General features: G+C 65.4%; 15 protein-coding genes. 8 read left to right on the forward strand and 7 right to left on the reverse strand.

Features of this window, described 5'->3' with window-relative positions; all coding sequences use genetic code 11:
* Positions 1–222 precede the first annotated feature (222 nt).
* Positions 223–1,827, forward strand: a complete 1,605-nt coding sequence (locus GGD61_RS28640; RefSeq protein WP_409362477.1) for a DUF882 domain-containing protein — start codon at positions 223–225, stop codon at positions 1,825–1,827.
* Positions 1,828–1,952: 125 nt separating this feature from the next.
* Here the strand turns inward: GGD61_RS28640 and GGD61_RS28645 are convergent, their stop codons facing one another.
* The 3 genes from GGD61_RS28645 to GGD61_RS28655 all read right to left on the reverse strand — a co-directional run bounded on the left by GGD61_RS28645 (position 1,953) and on the right by GGD61_RS28655 (position 3,308).
* Positions 1,953–2,378 (reverse strand): hypothetical protein, encoded by a 426-nt coding sequence (locus GGD61_RS28645; protein WP_092254719.1) that lies wholly within the window; start codon positions 2,376–2,378, stop codon positions 1,953–1,955.
* 147 nt (positions 2,379–2,525) lie between these two features.
* Positions 2,526–2,798 (reverse strand): DUF2312 domain-containing protein, encoded by a 273-nt coding sequence (locus tag GGD61_RS28650; RefSeq protein ID WP_014492426.1) that lies wholly within the window; start codon positions 2,796–2,798, stop codon positions 2,526–2,528.
* Positions 2,799–2,996: 198 nt separating this feature from the next.
* Positions 2,997–3,308: a DUF1244 domain-containing protein gene (locus GGD61_RS28655; RefSeq protein WP_092254716.1), complete on the reverse strand. Its 312-nt coding sequence runs from the start codon at positions 3,306–3,308 to the stop codon at positions 2,997–2,999.
* Between the two features lie 178 nt (positions 3,309–3,486).
* Between GGD61_RS28655 and GGD61_RS28660 the strand changes: the two genes are divergently transcribed.
* Together GGD61_RS28660 and pyk are read left to right on the forward strand one after the other, a co-directional pair.
* Complete coding sequence (locus tag GGD61_RS28660) at positions 3,487–4,080, forward strand: DUF1036 domain-containing protein (protein WP_018317790.1); 594 nt, start codon at positions 3,487–3,489, stop codon at positions 4,078–4,080.
* Entirely contained in the window at positions 4,077–5,513 is a 1,437-nt protein-coding gene (pyk, locus tag GGD61_RS28665; RefSeq protein WP_018317789.1) for a pyruvate kinase, read from the forward strand. Before GGD61_RS28660 ends, pyk begins: the two co-directional genes overlap by 4 nt.
* A 151-nt stretch (positions 5,514–5,664) precedes the next feature.
* Here the strand turns inward: pyk and GGD61_RS28670 are convergent, their stop codons facing one another.
* Entirely contained in the window at positions 5,665–6,345 is a 681-nt protein-coding gene (locus GGD61_RS28670) for a TetR/AcrR family transcriptional regulator (RefSeq protein ID WP_026201906.1), read from the reverse strand.
* 535 nt (positions 6,346–6,880) lie between these two features.
* Here GGD61_RS28670 and GGD61_RS40765 point away from each other — a divergent pair.
* A complete protein-coding gene (locus tag GGD61_RS40765; protein WP_246786075.1) occupies positions 6,881–7,171 on the forward strand; it encodes a phosphatase PAP2 family protein in 291 nt (96 codons plus the stop codon).
* On the opposite strand, the gene GGD61_RS28680 is transcribed toward GGD61_RS40765, so the two are convergent.
* On the reverse strand, positions 7,164–7,328 hold the full coding sequence (locus GGD61_RS28680) for a Flp family type IVb pilin (RefSeq protein WP_018317786.1): 165 nt from the start codon (positions 7,326–7,328) through the stop codon (positions 7,164–7,166). The genes GGD61_RS40765 and GGD61_RS28680 overlap by 8 nt on opposite strands.
* A gap of 415 nt (positions 7,329–7,743) precedes the next feature.
* Between GGD61_RS28680 and GGD61_RS28685 the strand changes: the two genes are divergently transcribed.
* The 4 genes from GGD61_RS28685 (at position 7,744) to GGD61_RS28700 (ending at position 12,746) form a co-directional block, all read left to right on the forward strand.
* A complete protein-coding gene (locus GGD61_RS28685; RefSeq protein WP_183231680.1) occupies positions 7,744–9,234 on the forward strand; it encodes a hypothetical protein in 1,491 nt (496 codons plus the stop codon).
* Positions 9,235–9,330: 96 nt separating this feature from the next.
* Complete coding sequence (locus GGD61_RS28690) at positions 9,331–10,893, forward strand: hypothetical protein (protein WP_183231681.1); 1,563 nt, start codon at positions 9,331–9,333, stop codon at positions 10,891–10,893.
* A 165-nt stretch (positions 10,894–11,058) separates the two neighbouring features.
* On the forward strand, positions 11,059–12,054 hold the full coding sequence (locus GGD61_RS28695; RefSeq protein ID WP_091956434.1) for a glycosyltransferase family 2 protein: 996 nt from the start codon (positions 11,059–11,061) through the stop codon (positions 12,052–12,054).
* Between the two features lie 8 nt (positions 12,055–12,062).
* Positions 12,063–12,746 (forward strand): class I SAM-dependent methyltransferase, encoded by a 684-nt coding sequence (locus GGD61_RS28700; RefSeq protein WP_210311224.1) that lies wholly within the window; start codon positions 12,063–12,065, stop codon positions 12,744–12,746.
* A 1-nt stretch (position 12,747) separates the two neighbouring features.
* On the opposite strand, the gene GGD61_RS28705 is transcribed toward GGD61_RS28700, so the two are convergent.
* Together GGD61_RS28705 and ftsH are read right to left on the reverse strand one after the other, a co-directional pair.
* Positions 12,748–14,193, reverse strand: a complete 1,446-nt coding sequence (locus tag GGD61_RS28705; RefSeq protein WP_183231683.1) for a hypothetical protein — start codon at positions 14,191–14,193, stop codon at positions 12,748–12,750.
* Between the two features lie 170 nt (positions 14,194–14,363).
* The gene (gene ftsH, locus GGD61_RS28710; protein WP_018317780.1) at positions 14,364–16,289 is read right to left on the reverse strand and encodes an ATP-dependent zinc metalloprotease FtsH; all 1,926 of its coding nucleotides are present in this window, start codon (positions 16,287–16,289) and stop codon (positions 14,364–14,366) included.
* Positions 16,290–16,471: the final 182 nt, after the last annotated feature.

Consider the following 16,471-nt stretch of genomic DNA (forward strand, 5'->3'; position numbering starts at 1 on the left):
ATGGGGCCGTTTAACGTTAACCATTGTCCACCTGGCTCCCGGCACCGGGCGTTTTTTTGCCACACTCAACGGGTTAGGATTGTAGTCTGACTTGGTTTGGGGGCGGGAAGGTCAACCTCGAATTAACCTTCTTGCTTTAAGAAAGCGTTCATCCTCTTTCGCGCTGCTACGGGGTTGGCGGGAGAGTCCATTTGAACGCTCGTCGACTGGGTGGGCTCATACGTGCTGACTGGTCTCGCACGCCAACTTGCTGTGCTGTCGTTGTCCCATGCGGGAGTGAAGACCGGTTCGCGGATCGGCCTCGCTGCCGTATTGCTGCTTGCGGGCGCAGGCTCGGTTCATAACGCCGCCGCGCTGAACGAGACCAAGACGCTCTCCTTCCACCACACCCATTCCGGCGAAGACCTGACCGTCACCTTCAAGCGCGATGGCCGCTATGACGAAGCGGCGCTGAAGCAGCTCAACCACTTCCTGCGCGACTGGCGCACCCAGGACGAGACGGTCATGGACCGCCGCCTCTTCGATATCCTCTGGGAAGTCTACCGCGACGTCGACGGCAAGCAGCCGATCCAGATCATCTCCTCCTACCGCTCCCCCGCCACCAACGCCATGCTCCGCCGCCGCTCCTCGGGTGTGGCGCGCGCCAGCCAGCACATGCTGGGCCATGCGATGGACTTCTACATTCCGGGCGTGGCGCTGGAGCAGATCCGCTTCGCCGGCCTGCGCCTCCAGCGCGGCGGCGTCGGCTTCTATCCGACCTCCGGCTCCCCCTTCGTGCATCTGGATACCGGCAGCGTCCGGCACTGGCCGCGGATGACGCATGACCAGCTCGCCCGAGTCTTCCCGGACGGAAAGACGGTGCATCTGCCGACCGACGGCGTGCCGCTGAAGAACTATGAGCTCGCCAAGGCCGAGATCGAGCGCCGCGGCAATGGCGACGACTCCAGCAGCAGCAAGCCGAACTTCTTCGCCGCTTTGTTCAAGGGCAAGTCCGCCGCTCCGGCCGCCAGCAGCGACGAGGACGACGAGGGCGCGCCCGCCCCGGCCGCCAAGCCGGCGACACCGACCGTGGTCGCAGCCGCCGCCAAGCCCGCCGAACCGGTGCCGACGCCGCGTGCCAAGCCGCAGATCCCCACCGCGATCCAGCTCGCCTCGGCCGATGCGCAGCTCGTTGCACCGCCCAAGCCGAAGCCCGCGCCGGTGGCCGACAAGCCCGCTGCCGGCAAGCCGGAGACCCCGGCCGACATCATTAATGCCCGCGGCTTCTGGGATGATGTCCCGGCCGCGCCGCAGCAGGCGACGCCGGCGCAAATCGCTGCGCTGAAGGCCCGCCAGGCCCTTGCCGCCGCCACCGATCCGCAACCGACCGCGAGCGTGTCCAACGCCGCTCTTCAGGCGCTGGCTTTCGCGCCGGCCGCCTCCCCGGTCGATCGCGCCAATGTCGTCGCCGCCTCCGCGCCGATCCCGCGCTCGGCCCGTCCCGCGTCGCGCAACATCGCTCAGGCGACCGAAATCAACACGGTGGTCGGCAAGAGCGTCGACGGCGCGGTCGCGACCGCGACCCGCCTCTCCGCCGCCAAGAGCGAGAGCATCTGGCTCAAGATCGTGATGCTGTCGCCGAGCGCCAGCCGCGCGATGTCGGTCACGCTGATGGGTGAGCTCGATACGGCCGCGCTGCGCGGCTATTTCGTCAAGCCGCAGGCGGTGATCGCGATGGGCTTTGTCGACGACCCGATGCACGGCCTGTCCTGCGACAGTTTTTCGGGCAGCGCGACCGCGAAGCTCCAGACGACGTCGTTCGTCATGCGCACCGCGGCGCTGCGCTGAGGCGCCGAGCTACCTCCACGAATTCAGTCTCGTAGCCCGGATGAGCGAAGCGCAATCCGGGAATCGCGCCACGAGCAACGACGGCCCCGGATTACGCTTCGCTCCATCCAGGCTACGAGGGCGCCCTACCGCGCTTTCCTCGCTCGCCGGTCCAGATGATAGGTCAGCGCCAGCGACAGGCAGACGGATAATTCCCGCTTCGGCAGCCTGCCCGCCACCGGCAACAGCAACGCCCGTGTCTGCCGGTACTCGAATTGATCGGGAAAGCGTTCGCGGAAGCTATCGATCAGCGTCGTCTTGCAATTGAACAGGATGGCGGCAAGTGCGGAGTCCTTGACGCGGCCAAGCCGGATCGTCGAGCCGCTGCCGGTCTGATCGGTTAGATAAGCCGGCTCGCCCCATTTCAGCGTTTCGGTGAGCCGGCCGACCTCTTCATGCGCCGCGGCGGTCGCGAAGATCAGCGCACGCACCTGAAGCAGCCGCTTGCCGATCGGCGTTGGAAGAGCGCCGAAGGCACGGCTCACCTCGCGCGGCAGCGGTGGCGCAGTCATTCGCGACTCCGTTCGCAAACGAAACACGCGCAATTTGTAGCCCGGATGGAGCGCGGCGCAATCCGGGGATTGCTTTCACACTGCGAGAGCCCGGATTTCGCTGTCGCTTATCCGAGCTACGGCAGTCGTGCTTGAGGCGCTAACGCCTCAAAGCATGCCCAGCGCCTGCATGTAGGTCTCGAGGATGGTCTCGGCCTCGGCGCGCTCGTTGGGGTCCTGCTTGCGCATGCGCACGATGGTGCGCAGCGCCTTGACGTCGTAGCCGTTGCCTTTGCTTTCGGCATAGACGTCGCGGATGTCGTCGGAGATCGCCTTCTTCTCTTCCTCCAGCCGCTCGATGCGCTCGATGATGGATTTGAGCTGGTCCTTGGCAAATTTCGTCGCGGGCTCGTCGTCGCGGACGGCGGCGGAGGTGGCCATCTAGGTACTCCCAATGGAACTGGCAAAACGAGGTGACGCCGGCATCCCTCACCGCGCGTGCTGGTAGACCCTTAGGGTTGGTACCGACGGCGTTCAAGGCAGCATCGCGCTCGTCCACAGCGCGCCCACACCTTCCTGCGGCGAGGCCAAGAAAGCTGTTGTGTGGTGCGACTCAGGCGAGGCGCGCGCCCGGGCCGTTCAGTGCCCGTGCCCGTGGGGATGGACCTTCTTCATCATCTCGAGCTGTTCTGCCGTGGCCGTGCCCTGGTATTTCGACTTCCAGGTCTCGTAGGGCATGCCGTAGACGGCCTCCCGGCTCTCGTCCTTGCTTAAGGCGACGCCCTGGGCGTCGGCGGCTTCCTTGAGCCAATTGGACAGGCAGTTGCGGCAGAAGCCAGCCAGATTCATCATGTCGATGTTCTGGACATCCGTCCGCGACTTCAGATGATCGACCAGACGGCGGAAAGCGGCCGCCTCGAGCTCCGTTCTGGTTTTGTCGTCGATTGCCATGGCTGTATCCTTGGTATCCCCTTGGGCCTGACCCGATGGAGGTCACCCTTACGGGATCAGGTGGGTCCTGTCACAGATTTTGCCATATCCCGGCGCAAACCGACCCGAGCCCGGCCTTGAGGCAGTTCCCCGGCCCCCTACGCCAAATCGTCAATGATCTGATATAGCTTCCGCGACAATGATCGCCGAATCTCCCCGCTCCCCCCTTCGCATGCTCGTCCGGTTGGTCCCGGTGCTGGCGATTGGCCTGCTGTGCTTGTGGAGCAGCCCGGCCTCCGCCGATTTCCGTCTCTGCAACAACACGTCGAGCCGGGTCGGCATTGCGCTCGGCTACAAGGACGCCGAGGGCTGGACCACCGAAGGCTGGTGGAACATCTCGTCCCGCTCCTGCGAGACCCTGCTGCGGGGAACGTTGGTCGCCCGTTACTATTACATCTACGCCATCGACTATGACCGCGGCGGCGAGTGGTCGGGGCAGGCCTTCATGTGCTCGCGCGACAAGGAGTTCACCATCCGCGGCACCGAGGATTGCCTCGCGCGCGGCTATGACCGGACCGGCTATTTCGAGGTCGATACCGGTGAGCAGCGGGCGTGGACGGTGCAGCTTACCGATGCCAACGAACAGCCGGCGCAGCAACGCGTACCCGGCCTCCCCGGTCCGGTTGGCCCGGGCGGGGTTCCGGGTTTGCCCAATAGCCCGCCCGGTGGTACGCCCCCCGCCCCGCCTGGCCTCCCGCCAGCTCCCTCGCCCCCGTCTGGAAATAAGCCATGAGGCGTCTTCGCCGTATCAAGATTCTCGCGACCCTGGGCCCAGCCTCTTCAGACCTCGCGATGATCCGCCGCCTGTTCGAGGCCGGCGCCGACCTGTTTCGCATCAACATGAGCCACACCCCGCATGACAAGATGCGGGAGCTGGTGGCGACGATCCGAAACGTCGAGAGCAGCTATGGCCGGCCGATCGGCATCCTGGTCGACCTGCAGGGCCCGAAGCTCAGGCTCGGCTCCTTCGCCGAAGGCTCGGTGCAGCTGCAGAACGGCCAGACCTTCACGCTGGATTCCGACAAGGCCCCCGGCGACACCACGCGCGTCCACCTGCCGCATCCGGAGATCCTGGCGGCGCTGCGCCCCGGCCACGCGCTGCTGCTCGACGACGGCAAGGTGCGCCTGATCGCGGAGGAAACCTCGAAAGAGCACGCGGTGACGCGGGTCGTGGTCGGCGGCAAGATGAGCGACCGCAAGGGCGTCAGCCTGCCCGACACCGACCTGCCGGTCTCCGCCATGACCTCGAAGGACCGCGCCGACCTCGAGGCGGCGCTCGTCACCGGCATCGACTGGATCGCGCTGTCCTTCGTGCAGCGCGCCGACGACGTGATCGAGGCCAAGAAGATGATCCGCGGCCGCGCCGCAGTCATGGCCAAGATCGAGAAGCCGCAGGCGATCGACCGTCTCGCCGACATCATCGAGGCCTCCGACGCGCTGATGGTGGCGCGCGGCGACCTCGGCGTCGAATTGCCGCTCGAGCGCGTGCCGAGCCTGCAGAAGCAGATGACGCGGATGGCGCGCCGCGCCGGCAAGCCGGTGGTGATCGCAACCCAGATGCTGGAATCGATGATCCAGTCGCCGGTGCCGACCCGCGCCGAAGTCTCCGACGTCGCCACTGCCGTCTATGAGGGCGCCGACGCCATCATGCTGTCGGCGGAATCGGCGGCCGGCAAATTCCCGGTCGAGGCGGTCTCGACCATGAACCGCATCGGCGAGGAGGTCGAGCGCGATCCGATTTATCGTTCCGTGCTCACCGCGCAGCGTCCCGCGCCGGAATCCACCGCGGGCGATGCCATCGCCGACGCCGCGCGGCAGATCGCCGAGACGCTCGACCTGCCCGCCCTGATCTGCTGGACCTCATCGGGCTCGACCGCGGTGCGGGTGGCGCGCGAGCGGCCGAAGCCGCCGATCGTGGCGATCACGCCGAACATCACCGCCGGCCGACGGCTCGCGGTGGTCTGGGGCGTGCATTGCGTCGTGGCGGAAGACGCGCGCGACCAGGACGACATGGTCGGCCGCGCCGGCCAGATCGCGTTCCGGGACGGTTTCGTCCGCGCCGGCCAGCGCGTGATCATCGTCGCCGGCGTGCCGCTCGGCATCCCCGGCACCACCAACATGGTGCGCATCGCCTCGGTCGGCCCCGAGGGCGACGCGATCATGTAGGCCCGCCAGGGCACGCCAAACAAAAAGTCGAAAAACAACCCCATGCACAGTAGCCGGAGGGCCCGGTGAGCCTGCTGCGGTTTTGCGAAAAGGCTCGTTCAGTCAACCAGCTGAGCGCTGTCAGGCCGGCCGCTTCGTGCGCACCGCGATTTCACGCCCCAACGAGCGCCTTCGCGGTCGGCAGCAGCGTCTGCTGCACCACCAGACCCCGGGCGCGGGCGTCCATGACGCCGACGGCACGGAGCGCCAGCAGCGTCACGGTCTGCACCGCATCGCGCATCTTGACGGGATCATCGAGATTGTCAGGCGCAAGCGGCCCGACCAGGGCCTCATGCAGCGCGCCGAGCAAGGCGGTCGCGGCGAGCGCGGTGTCCTGCGCCGGCAGGTGACCGGCACGCACGGCGGCATCGATCCGGGCGGCAATCTCGCCGGCAATCTCCCGCCGGCTGGCAAGGCGGGAGGCGCTGACATCGACATCGACGGGTTCGGCCAGAATGCCCCAGGCCAGCCGCCGCTGCGACAGGGTATGGACCGCCACGGTGGTAACGGCGGCCGCCAGCGCCGAAGACGGCCCCGGCGCGGCATCGGCCGCCCGGCGGATCGCCGCGAGCTCATCGCGGGAGACCTCGGCAATCAGCTCGGAGATCAGCTCGGCCTTGGAGGGGAAGTAGCGGTAGACCGTGCCGGCCGCGACATTGGCCCGGACCGCGACGGGCGCGATCTGCACCGCCGCCATCCCGCCTTCCGCCGCAGTCTCCCGCGCCGCCGTCAAAATCGCACTGCGCCGCGCCGCAAGGCGCTTCACCACTTGATGCGTCCGCCGATAAACCATGGCGCGCTTCCTGTCCCACACGCCTGCCGCACGCCCTGCGGCCAAACGCTTCGTCACGCAAAAGATGCAAATCGCCCCGCAAGGACTGAACAACTATTCAGGCGGGATGACAAGATGCAAATGCGTGGGAGCGCCACCGGAGGGGCCGCGCCGCAAGCGCTAAAAGTACTCCGCGCTGGTTGTAAGACCGATAACCACGGTTCTTACCACGATCTTAAAGGCGGTCCGTAACTGTACGGTGGTAATGCAATTGCACCTCGGCGCACCATGCTCGACACGGACTCCCGGACCGCCTGGCAGCTCTTCCACCTCAACTGGATTCCGATTCTCGGGATGGCCACCCTGCTGGCGCTCGGCCTCCCCTCGACCGGACTGAGTCTCGAGCCGGTCGCCTACGGTGTGACCCTGGCGATCCCGCGGCGCTACTCGCGGCCGCCTACGGCCACCGGCTCGTCAAAGGCGAGCTTGCCGGCTGTTCTCTCTGTCCGTCATCGTCTCGTTTCCGAGCTTTCACGCGGCGTCGGCCGTGCTCTATATGTGGGCGCTGTGGCCGGTGCGTGGCATCGGCGGCATCGTGGCCGTGCTCAGTCTGTTGATGATCGCGGCGACGCCGGTGATCGGCGCGCATTTTATCATCGACGTCGCTGCCGGCGCCGCGCTCGCCGCAGCCTCGATCTGGGCCGCGAAATTCTATCTCGACCGGAGTTACGGCGTGTGGGTCCGCAGCGCCGGCTTCGTTAGGGCCCTTGCCAGCCTCGCCCAAAAGAAAAGAGCCCCGTCAGCGACGAGGCTCTCAGAAATTCGCAGTTCGTCCGGTCTTACTTGAGGCCGGTCGAGATCGCGGTGAACTTGGTGTTCAGCGTGGTGCCGAGATTGTTGACGACGGTGATGATCGCCAGCGCGATGCCGGCAGCGATCAGGCCGTATTCAATGGCGGTGGCGCCGGATTCATCCTTGAGGAAACGCGCAACGAGGTTCTTCATAGAGTGCTCCAAATGAGTACACGAGGCTACAACTGATCTGGTCTCTTCGGCTTCCCAGCGCCGCCCGACCATGGAACCAAACGTAGAGGCAAAGAATTGCGCCGCAGTTAATTCGACTGCGTAAACACCGAGCGGTTCGCGTGTATTCGCCGATGGTAAATTGAAATCTAAAACAATCTGTTAAATTTGTCGGGACCTGAAACCGGCGTGGCGTGCTGATTTACCCGAAGTTATGACCGCCCGTGGTCCAATGCCGCCCGCTCGGACTGGCGCGCGATGAGACAAATCGTTCATCGCGATTCAGGCGATTGCTCGAGCATGATCTTCTCGGAAGCCGCACCTCACTTTGCGCCAACGCGGCCCGCCGGGTCCGGATCATGCCCGACCGACAAGAACAACAGGACGACGAGGCGGCATGTCACTTTCCTTTGCCAACAGCATCGCGGCGCAGAGCCGCGCAAGGGCCCTGGTGCCGCTCTGCGTCGGCGCCGGCGTCTATCTGTTGTTCCTCTATCTCGGCGACACCCGGCTGCAGGACTCCGACTCGTTCTGGCAGGTCAAGATCGGGCAGTGGATCCTCGATCACCGCGCCATGCCCACCACCGACTTCTATTCGTTCACACGAACGGGCGCGCCATGGATCTCGACGTCGTGGCTGTCGCAGGTGCTGTTCGCCTATTCCCATGCGCAATGGGACTGGGCAGGTCCCGTCATCCTCACCGCGGTCGCGGTCGCGGTCACGGTCGCGGTCTTCGTCTATCTGCTCGATGCTCAGATCGAGGCGCCACGCGCAGTGCTGTTCGCGATGCTGGCGCTGCTGCTGTCGGCCCATCACGTGCTGGCGCGGCCGCATATCCTGGCGCTGCCCGTCATGGTGGCGTGGGTCGGCCTGCTGATGGCAGCTGCCGACCGCAAGAGCGCGCCGTCCTGGTATTGGCTGCCGCTGATGGCGCACTGGGCGAATTTGCATGGCGGCTTCGTGCTGGGCCTCGTGCTGATCGGCCCGATCGCGCTCGAGGCTGTCGAGCACGCCGAGAAGGGACGACGGCTCCAGCTGTTCATGCGCTGGGTGTTGTTCGGAATCGGCGCTCTGATCGCGAGCTGCTGTACGCCGTATGGCTGGCGGACGCTGCTGGGCGCGACCAATATTCTCGGCCTCGGCGAACTGCTGTCGCTGATCTTCGAATGGATGCCCGCGAACTTCTCCACATTCACCCCATTCGAAGGCGCCCTGCTCGGCTTGATCGCATTCGGCTATTATCGCGGCCTGGTGCTGTCGGCGCCCCGGATCCTCCTGATCCTGTTCCTGACCTGGAGCGCGCTGACTCATGTCAGGAGCATCGAGGCATTTGCCTTCCTGGTGCCGCTGGTGCTGGCAAAGCCGCTCGGCGAGATGTTCCCGCGCGCGGCGCCTGACGCCGCCGGGGCCGGGCGCTGGCCCGCCCGCTATGTCACCGCGCTTGGCGCGCTGATGATCGTGGCGGCGAGCTGGACCTCGACGTCGCTCTACATGGCGCACCACCGCTTCACCTTCACGACGACGCACACGCCGGTTGCGGCCGTCGACCTGCTCGAGCAACGCAAGATGCAGCGCATCTTCAATGCCTACCAGTTCGGCGGTTATCTGATCTCGCGCGATATTCCGGTCTTCGTGGACGGCCGTGCCGAGCTCTATGGCGAGAAATTCGTCATGGACTTCTTCAAGGCGACGGAGGGCAAGAAGCCCGAGCTGCTGCCGCGCCTGCTCGACGAGTACAAGATCGATGCGACGCTCCTGGTTGCCGATGCGCCGGGCCCGCAGATCCTCGACCAGATCAAGGGCTGGAAGCGGATCTATACGGACGACATCGCGGTGATCCATGTGCGAGACCATGCGGACGGCGCGACCGCGGCGCCTTCGAAGTGAGAACCTACTTGAGGGCGCGTACGCGTAATCGTGAGACGTCCTTCCAAAGGCGGCGTGGACGCGACCACTGCGCTCAACCCCCGGCGATCCCGCGACATGTCTTCTTTTGACAGGCCGATTTTGACAATCCCGGCTCGGCTCGGCTCGGAGCGGTCCCTTGCGATCGCCGTTCTTGCGGTGCTGGCGGCGGTCTCCTTTCTTCCGGTGCTGCTGACCCCCATTCCTGCGATGGTGGATTATCCCAATCACCTCGCCCGCATGTACATTCTGAGCCGGAACGGCACCCCCGACGCCAATCCGTATTACGAGGTGGCCTGGGCCTTCTATCCCAACCTTGGAATGGATCTGCTGGTGCCGCAGCTGGCGCGGCTGATGAGCGTCGAGAACGCCACGCGGCTGTTTCTGCTGCTGAGCCAATTGCTGATCGTCGGGGGCGCGCTGCTGCTGGAATGGACCCGGAAGGGACGGGTCTATCTTGCCGGCTTCGCTGCGCTCGCTTTCCTCTACTGTCTGCCGTTCAGCTGGGGCTTCGTGAATTTCGAGTTTGGCCTCGGCCTCGCTCTCTGGGGCATCGCAATCTATCTGATGCTGGCCGAAGGCCCATGGCCGCTGCGCTTCGTCGCCAACGTGCTGTTCGTCGCTGCGCTCTACGCGGCGCATTTCTTCTCGCTCGGCATCTACGGTGCGACGCTTGGCCTCTACGAGCTCTCGCGCATTCGTCAGCAGCGAATATCGTACCGGGTAGCGGCCGCGCGGCTCGGCGCGCTGGCCCTGCCGGCGCTTGTGTTGTTCGGGATCATGCAATTGACCGCGGGCTCGATCGGAAGCGAAGGGACGAGCTGGTTCTTCGGATTCAAGCCGATCTGGCCGCTGCGCATCCTGAACGGCTACAGCCTGACGGCATCGGCAGTGACCGGGCTGGCGCTGATGATCTCGTTGCTGTTCGCCGCAAGGCGCGGCGTCCTCAAGCTCGAGCCGGCCGGCCTCTGGCTCGCGATCGGCTTTGCACTGCTTTACCTCGTCATTCCCTCGAAGCTGTTCGGAACCTCGTTCGTCGACCTTCGCGTGATTCCCGCTGCAGCTCTGATCCTGCCGGCCTTCTGCTCGCTGCCGCTGCCCAGCCGGGCCTGGAGAACGGCTGCGCTCGCCGCGATCAGCGGCATCATACTGATCAATCTCGCGGTCGTTTTCGCGGTGTGGCTGCCTTACCGCGCCGACTATGCGGCGATCATCGCCTCGTTCCAGAAGATCGAGCGCGGCTCACGCGTTCTCGTTGGCAGCACGGGCGACAATGGTGATCCGCCCTTCGCCGACCTCACCTCGTATCCGATGTACTATGCGCCGACGCTGGCCGTGCATTATGCCAACGCATTCGTGCCCAACCTCTTCACGGAAGCGGGCAAGCAGCCGGTGCGGGCCCGCGAGGCCGTGCGACGGCTTGCCATTCCCTACGGAGGACCGGTGCCGTCGGAGCTGCTCACCGCGATTGCGACGAGCCAGCCGCCGACGGACGTTCCGCCGTTCATCCGCACCTGGTACCGGGACTACGACTATCTCTATGTGCTCGGACCGCCGGCCGCGAACCCGCTGCCGGATCTGCTGGACGTGCTGGATAGCTCGCAGCGATTTGTTCTCTACAAGATCCGCCGCAGGTCCTAGACCGACGCCGCAGCTGCACAAGCATGGTTAATCGGGCATCGCCATTCCGTTCCGCCTCCGCCCTCAATCGCCCGAGGGCCCTAGATCCTTAATAGTTGCGGCAAGGCGACCTTAACCACCGCCGAACTAGACTCCCGCCCCTGCAACCCAGACGGAATCTCTCGCATGGCGGCCAATTCCAGATCGATCCGCTACAGCCTCGTCATCCCCGTGTTCAACGAGGAAGCCGTGCTGCCGGTCCTGCTGCGCCGGCTCGACCTGGTCTTGTCCCGGCTCGACGGTCCGGCAGAAGCGATCTTCGTCGATGACGGCAGCAGCGATTCCAGCTCGATCGTGCTCCAGGCGCTCGCCAAGCGCGATCCGCGCTTTCGCTATATCGGCCTGTCGCGAAATTTCGGCCATCAGGTCGCCATCACCGCCGGAATGGACGCCGCGGAAGGTGACGCGATCATCGTGATGGATGCCGATTTGCAGGATCCGCCCGAAGTGATCGAGCAATTGATCGCAAAATGGCAGGAAGGCAACGACGTCGTCCACGCCCGCCGCCTGTCACGCGAAGGCGAAAGCCGGTTCAAGCGTGCGACGGCGCATCTGTTCTACCGGCTCCTCGGCAGGATGTCCTCGGTCGGCATCCCCGCCGACGTCGGCGACTTCCGCCTGATCGATCGCAAGGTGCTCGACGCACTCAGGCAGATGCCGGAGCAGGATCGCTTCGTACGCGGCATGATCGCCTGGCTCGGTTTCCGGCAGGCCGAGGTCGCCTTCCACCGTCTCGAGCGCGCTGCGGGCGAAACCAAATACCCGCTGTTCAAGATGGTGCGGCTCGCGGTGAACGCCGCGCTCGGCTTTTCCGATCTGCCCTTGCGGCTTGCGATCTGGTGCGGCTTGACGGTCTCGGGACTGGCCCTGCTCTACGGCGGCTGGGTGATCCTGCTGTGGCTCAGCAAGGACAGCCATCTCGTGACCGGCTGGTCGTCGACGATCGTCGTCGTGTCCCTGCTGTGCGGAATCAACATGCTGATGACCGGTATCGTGGGGCTGTATGTCGGCCGCATCCATGCCGAGGTGAAACGCCGCCCGCTCTATGTGGTGCAGACGCGCGCCGGCTTCGATCGCAACGAGGCGGCGGCAGCACCTGCCATCCACGCCGTCAACGAGTGACCCGGCGCATGAGCGAGCTCTTCGACGGCTATCACGCCAACTACCGTGACGTTGTCCAATCCTCGATCGACTTCTCCGGCTTGCCGCATGATTTCTTCATGCGCGCGAAGGCCGATCTGCTGCGCAATCTGATCGCGCAGCGGCTGAACACCGAGAGGCCCGACATGCTGGACGTCGGCTGCGGCGTGGGCAGCCTTCATCCCCTGCTGCACGGCATGGTCGGCCGCTTGAGCGGTATCGACGTTTCGTCGGCCAGCCTGGCGCAGGCCCGCGCGGCCAATAGCGGGGTCGACTACCGCGAGTTTGACGGCCGCAGTTTTCCCTTCGAGGACGCCAGCTTCGATCTCGTGACGGCCATCTGTGTGATGCACCATATCGTGCCGGCCGAATGGACGCATTTCATCACCGAGATGCGGCGGGTGGTACGCCCCGGGGGGCTCGTCTGCGTGATCGAGCACAATCCCTACAACCCGCTGACACGTCTTGCCGTTGCCCGCTGTGAGTTCGACCGGGACGCCGTCCTGCTCAGTGCCGGCAAAGTCCGAAAGCTGATGGCTGCGGGCGGCTTGCGCGAGATCGGCGCCCGCCATTTCCTGCTGCTCCCCTGGGACACCAAACCCGCGCGTCGCCTCGAAGATGCCCTGAGCGGCGTGTCGCTCGGCGGCCAATACGCGGCCTTCGGGACCGTCTGACTTATCTTTGCGGCGTATCCCGCCGCTTGTGCACGACCGCCACGTCGTCGCTGTAGACGCGTTGCCACTGCGGCAGCCGGTCGAGCATCGCGACCGCCGGTGTCCGCGGTGCGAGCAGCGTCGCGCCGATGTCGTATTCGTCGAGCAGCTTGAGGAAATCTGCGAGGTCGACCAGCGCCAGGGCACGATTGTAGCGGTCGATGAACGGCCCGCCATACAGTTCGCCGCGACCATCGATAAAGGTGGGAATGCCGGCAAAGATCAAATAGCCGCCGAAGGAATAGTCGTTGAGCACGCGCCCCGCCTTGGCGAGGTCGGCTTGAGCGATGGCAGCCTGAGGGGTGATGACGGGAGCCGGCCGTATGTCGCGCGCCAGCGCCACCCCGCTCATCGCGATCAGAACACCGAACGCGGCCAGATTCAGGCCACGCGACGCACCCTCCGCATCGTCCGTGATCCGCCCGCCGAACTTCCTGCCCAAGGGAGCCGCCAGATAGAGCGGCGCCAGCATGGCCAGCAGATCCGCGTTGCGGACCTGCGCCAGTGCGAAATGGAGCAGGCCGATCACCACCAGGGCCCGCACGACCGGCAGCGTCACGCCGCGCGCGAGCGCAAAGATGCCGGCCAGCAGCAGCAACTCGAAGCCACCGACATGGCTGAAATCCTGCGGCCGCCATTCCCCGATCCAGGCGAGCGCAGAGCCGAGCCCGAGCGTCGTCAGCGGCATCAGCAGCGGCTCCGGCCCGTGCGGCGTCAGGCAGGACGCTGCGAGGGCAAGGGCCGAGAAGGGCAGCCATCGCAGCAGCACGCGCGGCCATTCGCTTCGCTCCTCACGCAGCAGCGCCTCGAGCACCGCCGGACCGATCAGCCCGAGCGCGAGCACGACGCTGCCATGCAGATTGGTCCACAGCACCAGCAGCGGCAGCGCCCAGTATGGCGGAGGCCCGCCGCGATCCATGCAGCGCACTAGGGCAGCCGCCCAGATCACCATCACCGGCAGCACGAGGACATGTGGCCGCGCCAGCATATGCGGCGCGAGCAGGATGACGGCCGCGATCACCATGAGCAGGGTCAGGGCCGGCGAGAGCTCGCGCAGCAGGAAGAAGGTGAACAGGCCAAAGGCGAGCGCTATGGCCGCTGCTGCGACGACGACGACGCCGGGCCAGCCGGACAATGCGTAGGCTCCGGCGTAGACGATTTCGGAGAGCCATTCGAACGTGATCCAGGGCGCGCCATGCTTCGAAAACGAAAAGGGATCGCTCTCCGGCAGGGTGCCATGCGCGAAGATCCAACGCCCGACCTCGATATGAGAATAGCTGTCGGGATCACCGAGCAGCCACGGCCCAACGATCAGCAGCAGGGCATAGACACCGAGGCCCACTGCCCAAGGGAGCGCTGCACGTGCCGAAAACGGTTGAACCGCGCTGTGGACGACCTGGTCAGTCATGGCGGGCCAAAATAGGCCGCAAGCGTTAAGTTCTTCTTTAGTGATTCCCGCGTTTGCCCCGGAAGCCGCGCGCCTCGCTCGCGCCGGGGACGCCCTGCATCCACGAACCGCCGGCCAACAAAAAACGCGGCGTTTCCGCCGCGTTTTGCAATCTCATCTGTCGCTCGCGATTACGCCTGCGGCTGCGGCTCCAGGCCGGGATCCGCATCGGGCCGCGGGCGCGGCGACTTGCCGGCCGGGGGCACCGCGGAGGCGCGCGGCGTGCTCGGCTCGAGCACGGACTCGCGGTTCGGCTTCTTGCCCTTGAGCAGATCGACGATCTCGTCGCCGCTCAGCGTCTCGAACTCGAGCAGGCCCTTGGCGAGAGCTTCGAGATCGGCGCGCTTCTCGGTGAGAATACGCGTCGCTTCGTTGTAGCCCTCTTCCACGAAACGCCGGATCTCGGTGTCGATCTTCTGGACCGTCGCCTCCGATGCGTTCTGGGTGCGCGACACCGACATGCCCAGGAAAACCTCGTCCTGGTTTTCGCCATAGGACACGGTGCCGAGCGCCTCGGACAGGCCCCAGCGCGTCACCATCATACGTGCCAGGCGTGTCGCCTGCTCGATGTCGGAAGACGCACCCGAGGTCACCTTCTCGCGGCCGAAGATCAGCTCTTCGGCGACACGGCCGCCCATCATGATCGCGAGCCGCGAGGTCATCTGCTCCAGAGACATCGACAGCTTGTCGCGCTCGGGGAGCTGCATGACCATGCCGAGCGCACGACCGCGCGGAATGATGGTCGCCTTGTGGATCGGGTCGGTCGCGACGACGTTGAGGCCGACGATGGCGTGGCCACCCTCGTGATAGGCCGTCAGCAACTTCTCTTCCTCGGTCATGACGAGCGACTTGCGCTCGGCGCCCATCATCACCTTGTCCTTGGCCTCTTCGAACTCGGCCTGCGTCACCATCCGCTTGTTGCGGCGGGCGGCGGTCAGCGCGGCTTCGTTGACGAGGTTCATCAGGTCGGCGCCGGAGAAGCCCGGGGTGCCGCGCGCGATGGTCTTGAGGTTGATATCGGGGGCCAGCGGCACCTTGCGAACGTGAACCTTGAGGATCTGCTCGCGGCCGACGACATCCGGATTGGGCACCACGACCTGGCGGTCGAAGCGGCCGGGACGCAGCAGCGCGGGATCGAGCACGTCGGGGCGGTTGGTCGCGGCGATCAGGATCACGCCCTCGTTGGCCTCGAAGCCGTCCATCTCGACCAGCAGCTGGTTCAGCGTCTGCTCGCGCTCGTCATTGCCGCCGCCGAGACCGGCGCCACGGTGACGACCGACCGCGTCGATTTCGTCGATGAAGATGATGCAGGGCGCGTTCTTCTTGGCCTGCTCGAACATGTCGCGGACGCGGCTCGCGCCGACGCCGACGAACATCTCGACGAAGTCAGAACCGGAGATGGTGAAGAACGGCACGTTGGCTTCGCCCGCGACCGCACGCGCGATCAGCGTCTTACCGGTGCCGGGAGGGCCGACCAGCAGCACGCCGCGCGGAATGCGGCCGCCGAGGCGCTGGAATTTGCCGGGGTCGCGGAGGAATTCGACGATTTCCTGAAGGTCCTGCTTGGCCTCGTCGACGCCGGCGACGTCCTCGAAGGTGACGCGGCCATGCGCTTCGGTCAGCATCTTGGCGCGCGACTTGCCAAAGCCCATCGCCTTGCCGGCGCCGCCCTGCATCTGCCGCGACAGGAAGATCCACACGCCGATCAGGGCGATGAACGGCAGCCAGGAGACCAGCAGCGAGACGAACCACGGCACGTTGTCGCCCGGCGGCTTCGCGGTGATCTGGACCTTGCTGTCATAGAGGCGCTTCACCAGCGTCGGGTCGCTGGGCGCATAGGTCTGGAAGCTGGAGCCGTTGGTGAAGGTGCCGTGAATGTCCGGCCCCTGGATCACGACGTCGCGCACATTGCCGCGGTCAACCTCGCTCAGGAGCTGCGAGAAGGCGATGTCCTGCGAGGAGGCCCGCTGACCTGGATTCTGGAAGAGCGTGAACAACGCCAAAAGCAGCAAGACAATAATGACCCAGAGGGCGAAATTGCGCAGATTGGCGTTCATCGATCTTCCTTCGTGGTCGCGCGGATCGCGGCCTCATCCTTGGGCTCTACGAGGAAATCCCCAAGGAATCCTCATCGTTAGACGCATACAATTTAGGTGCCGCCCCGGTCGCTGCCAAGGGAACGAGATGGGACTATTTATCCCATCTTAGAGCGATTCCCGCTGAAATAATGGCGACCTGA

Origin of the sequence: Bradyrhizobium sp. SBR1B (assembly GCF_014198205.1) — a bacterium.
Taxonomy (GTDB): Bacteria; Pseudomonadota; Alphaproteobacteria; order Rhizobiales; family Xanthobacteraceae; genus Bradyrhizobium.

Excerpts from the sequence above, each read along its gene's own strand:
- GGD61_RS28645 (WP_092254719.1), bottom strand. The coding sequence starts at position 2,378 with ATGACTGCGCCACCGCTGCCGCGCGAGGTGAGCCGTGCCTTCGGCGCT.
- GGD61_RS28650 (WP_014492426.1), bottom strand. The coding sequence starts at position 2,798 with ATGGCCACCTCCGCCGCCGTCCGCGACGACGAGCCCGCGACGAAATTT.
- GGD61_RS28655 (WP_092254716.1), bottom strand. The coding sequence starts at position 3,308 with ATGGCAATCGACGACAAAACCAGAACGGAGCTCGAGGCGGCCGCTTTC.
- GGD61_RS28660 (WP_018317790.1), top strand. The coding sequence starts at position 3,487 with ATGATCGCCGAATCTCCCCGCTCCCCCCTTCGCATGCTCGTCCGGTTG.
- pyk (WP_018317789.1), top strand. The coding sequence starts at position 4,077 with ATGAGGCGTCTTCGCCGTATCAAGATTCTCGCGACCCTGGGCCCAGCC.
- GGD61_RS28670 (WP_026201906.1), bottom strand. The coding sequence starts at position 6,345 with ATGGTTTATCGGCGGACGCATCAAGTGGTGAAGCGCCTTGCGGCGCGG.
- GGD61_RS40765 (WP_246786075.1), top strand. The coding sequence starts at position 6,881 with ATGTGGGCGCTGTGGCCGGTGCGTGGCATCGGCGGCATCGTGGCCGTG.
- GGD61_RS28680 (WP_018317786.1), bottom strand. The coding sequence starts at position 7,328 with ATGAAGAACCTCGTTGCGCGTTTCCTCAAGGATGAATCCGGCGCCACC.
- GGD61_RS28685 (WP_183231680.1), top strand. The coding sequence starts at position 7,744 with ATGTCACTTTCCTTTGCCAACAGCATCGCGGCGCAGAGCCGCGCAAGG.
- GGD61_RS28690 (WP_183231681.1), top strand. The coding sequence starts at position 9,331 with ATGTCTTCTTTTGACAGGCCGATTTTGACAATCCCGGCTCGGCTCGGC.
- GGD61_RS28695 (WP_091956434.1), top strand. The coding sequence starts at position 11,059 with ATGGCGGCCAATTCCAGATCGATCCGCTACAGCCTCGTCATCCCCGTG.
- GGD61_RS28700 (WP_210311224.1), top strand. The coding sequence starts at position 12,063 with ATGAGCGAGCTCTTCGACGGCTATCACGCCAACTACCGTGACGTTGTC.
- GGD61_RS28705 (WP_183231683.1), bottom strand. The coding sequence starts at position 14,193 with ATGACTGACCAGGTCGTCCACAGCGCGGTTCAACCGTTTTCGGCACGT.
- ftsH (WP_018317780.1), bottom strand. The coding sequence starts at position 16,289 with ATGAACGCCAATCTGCGCAATTTCGCCCTCTGGGTCATTATTGTCTTG.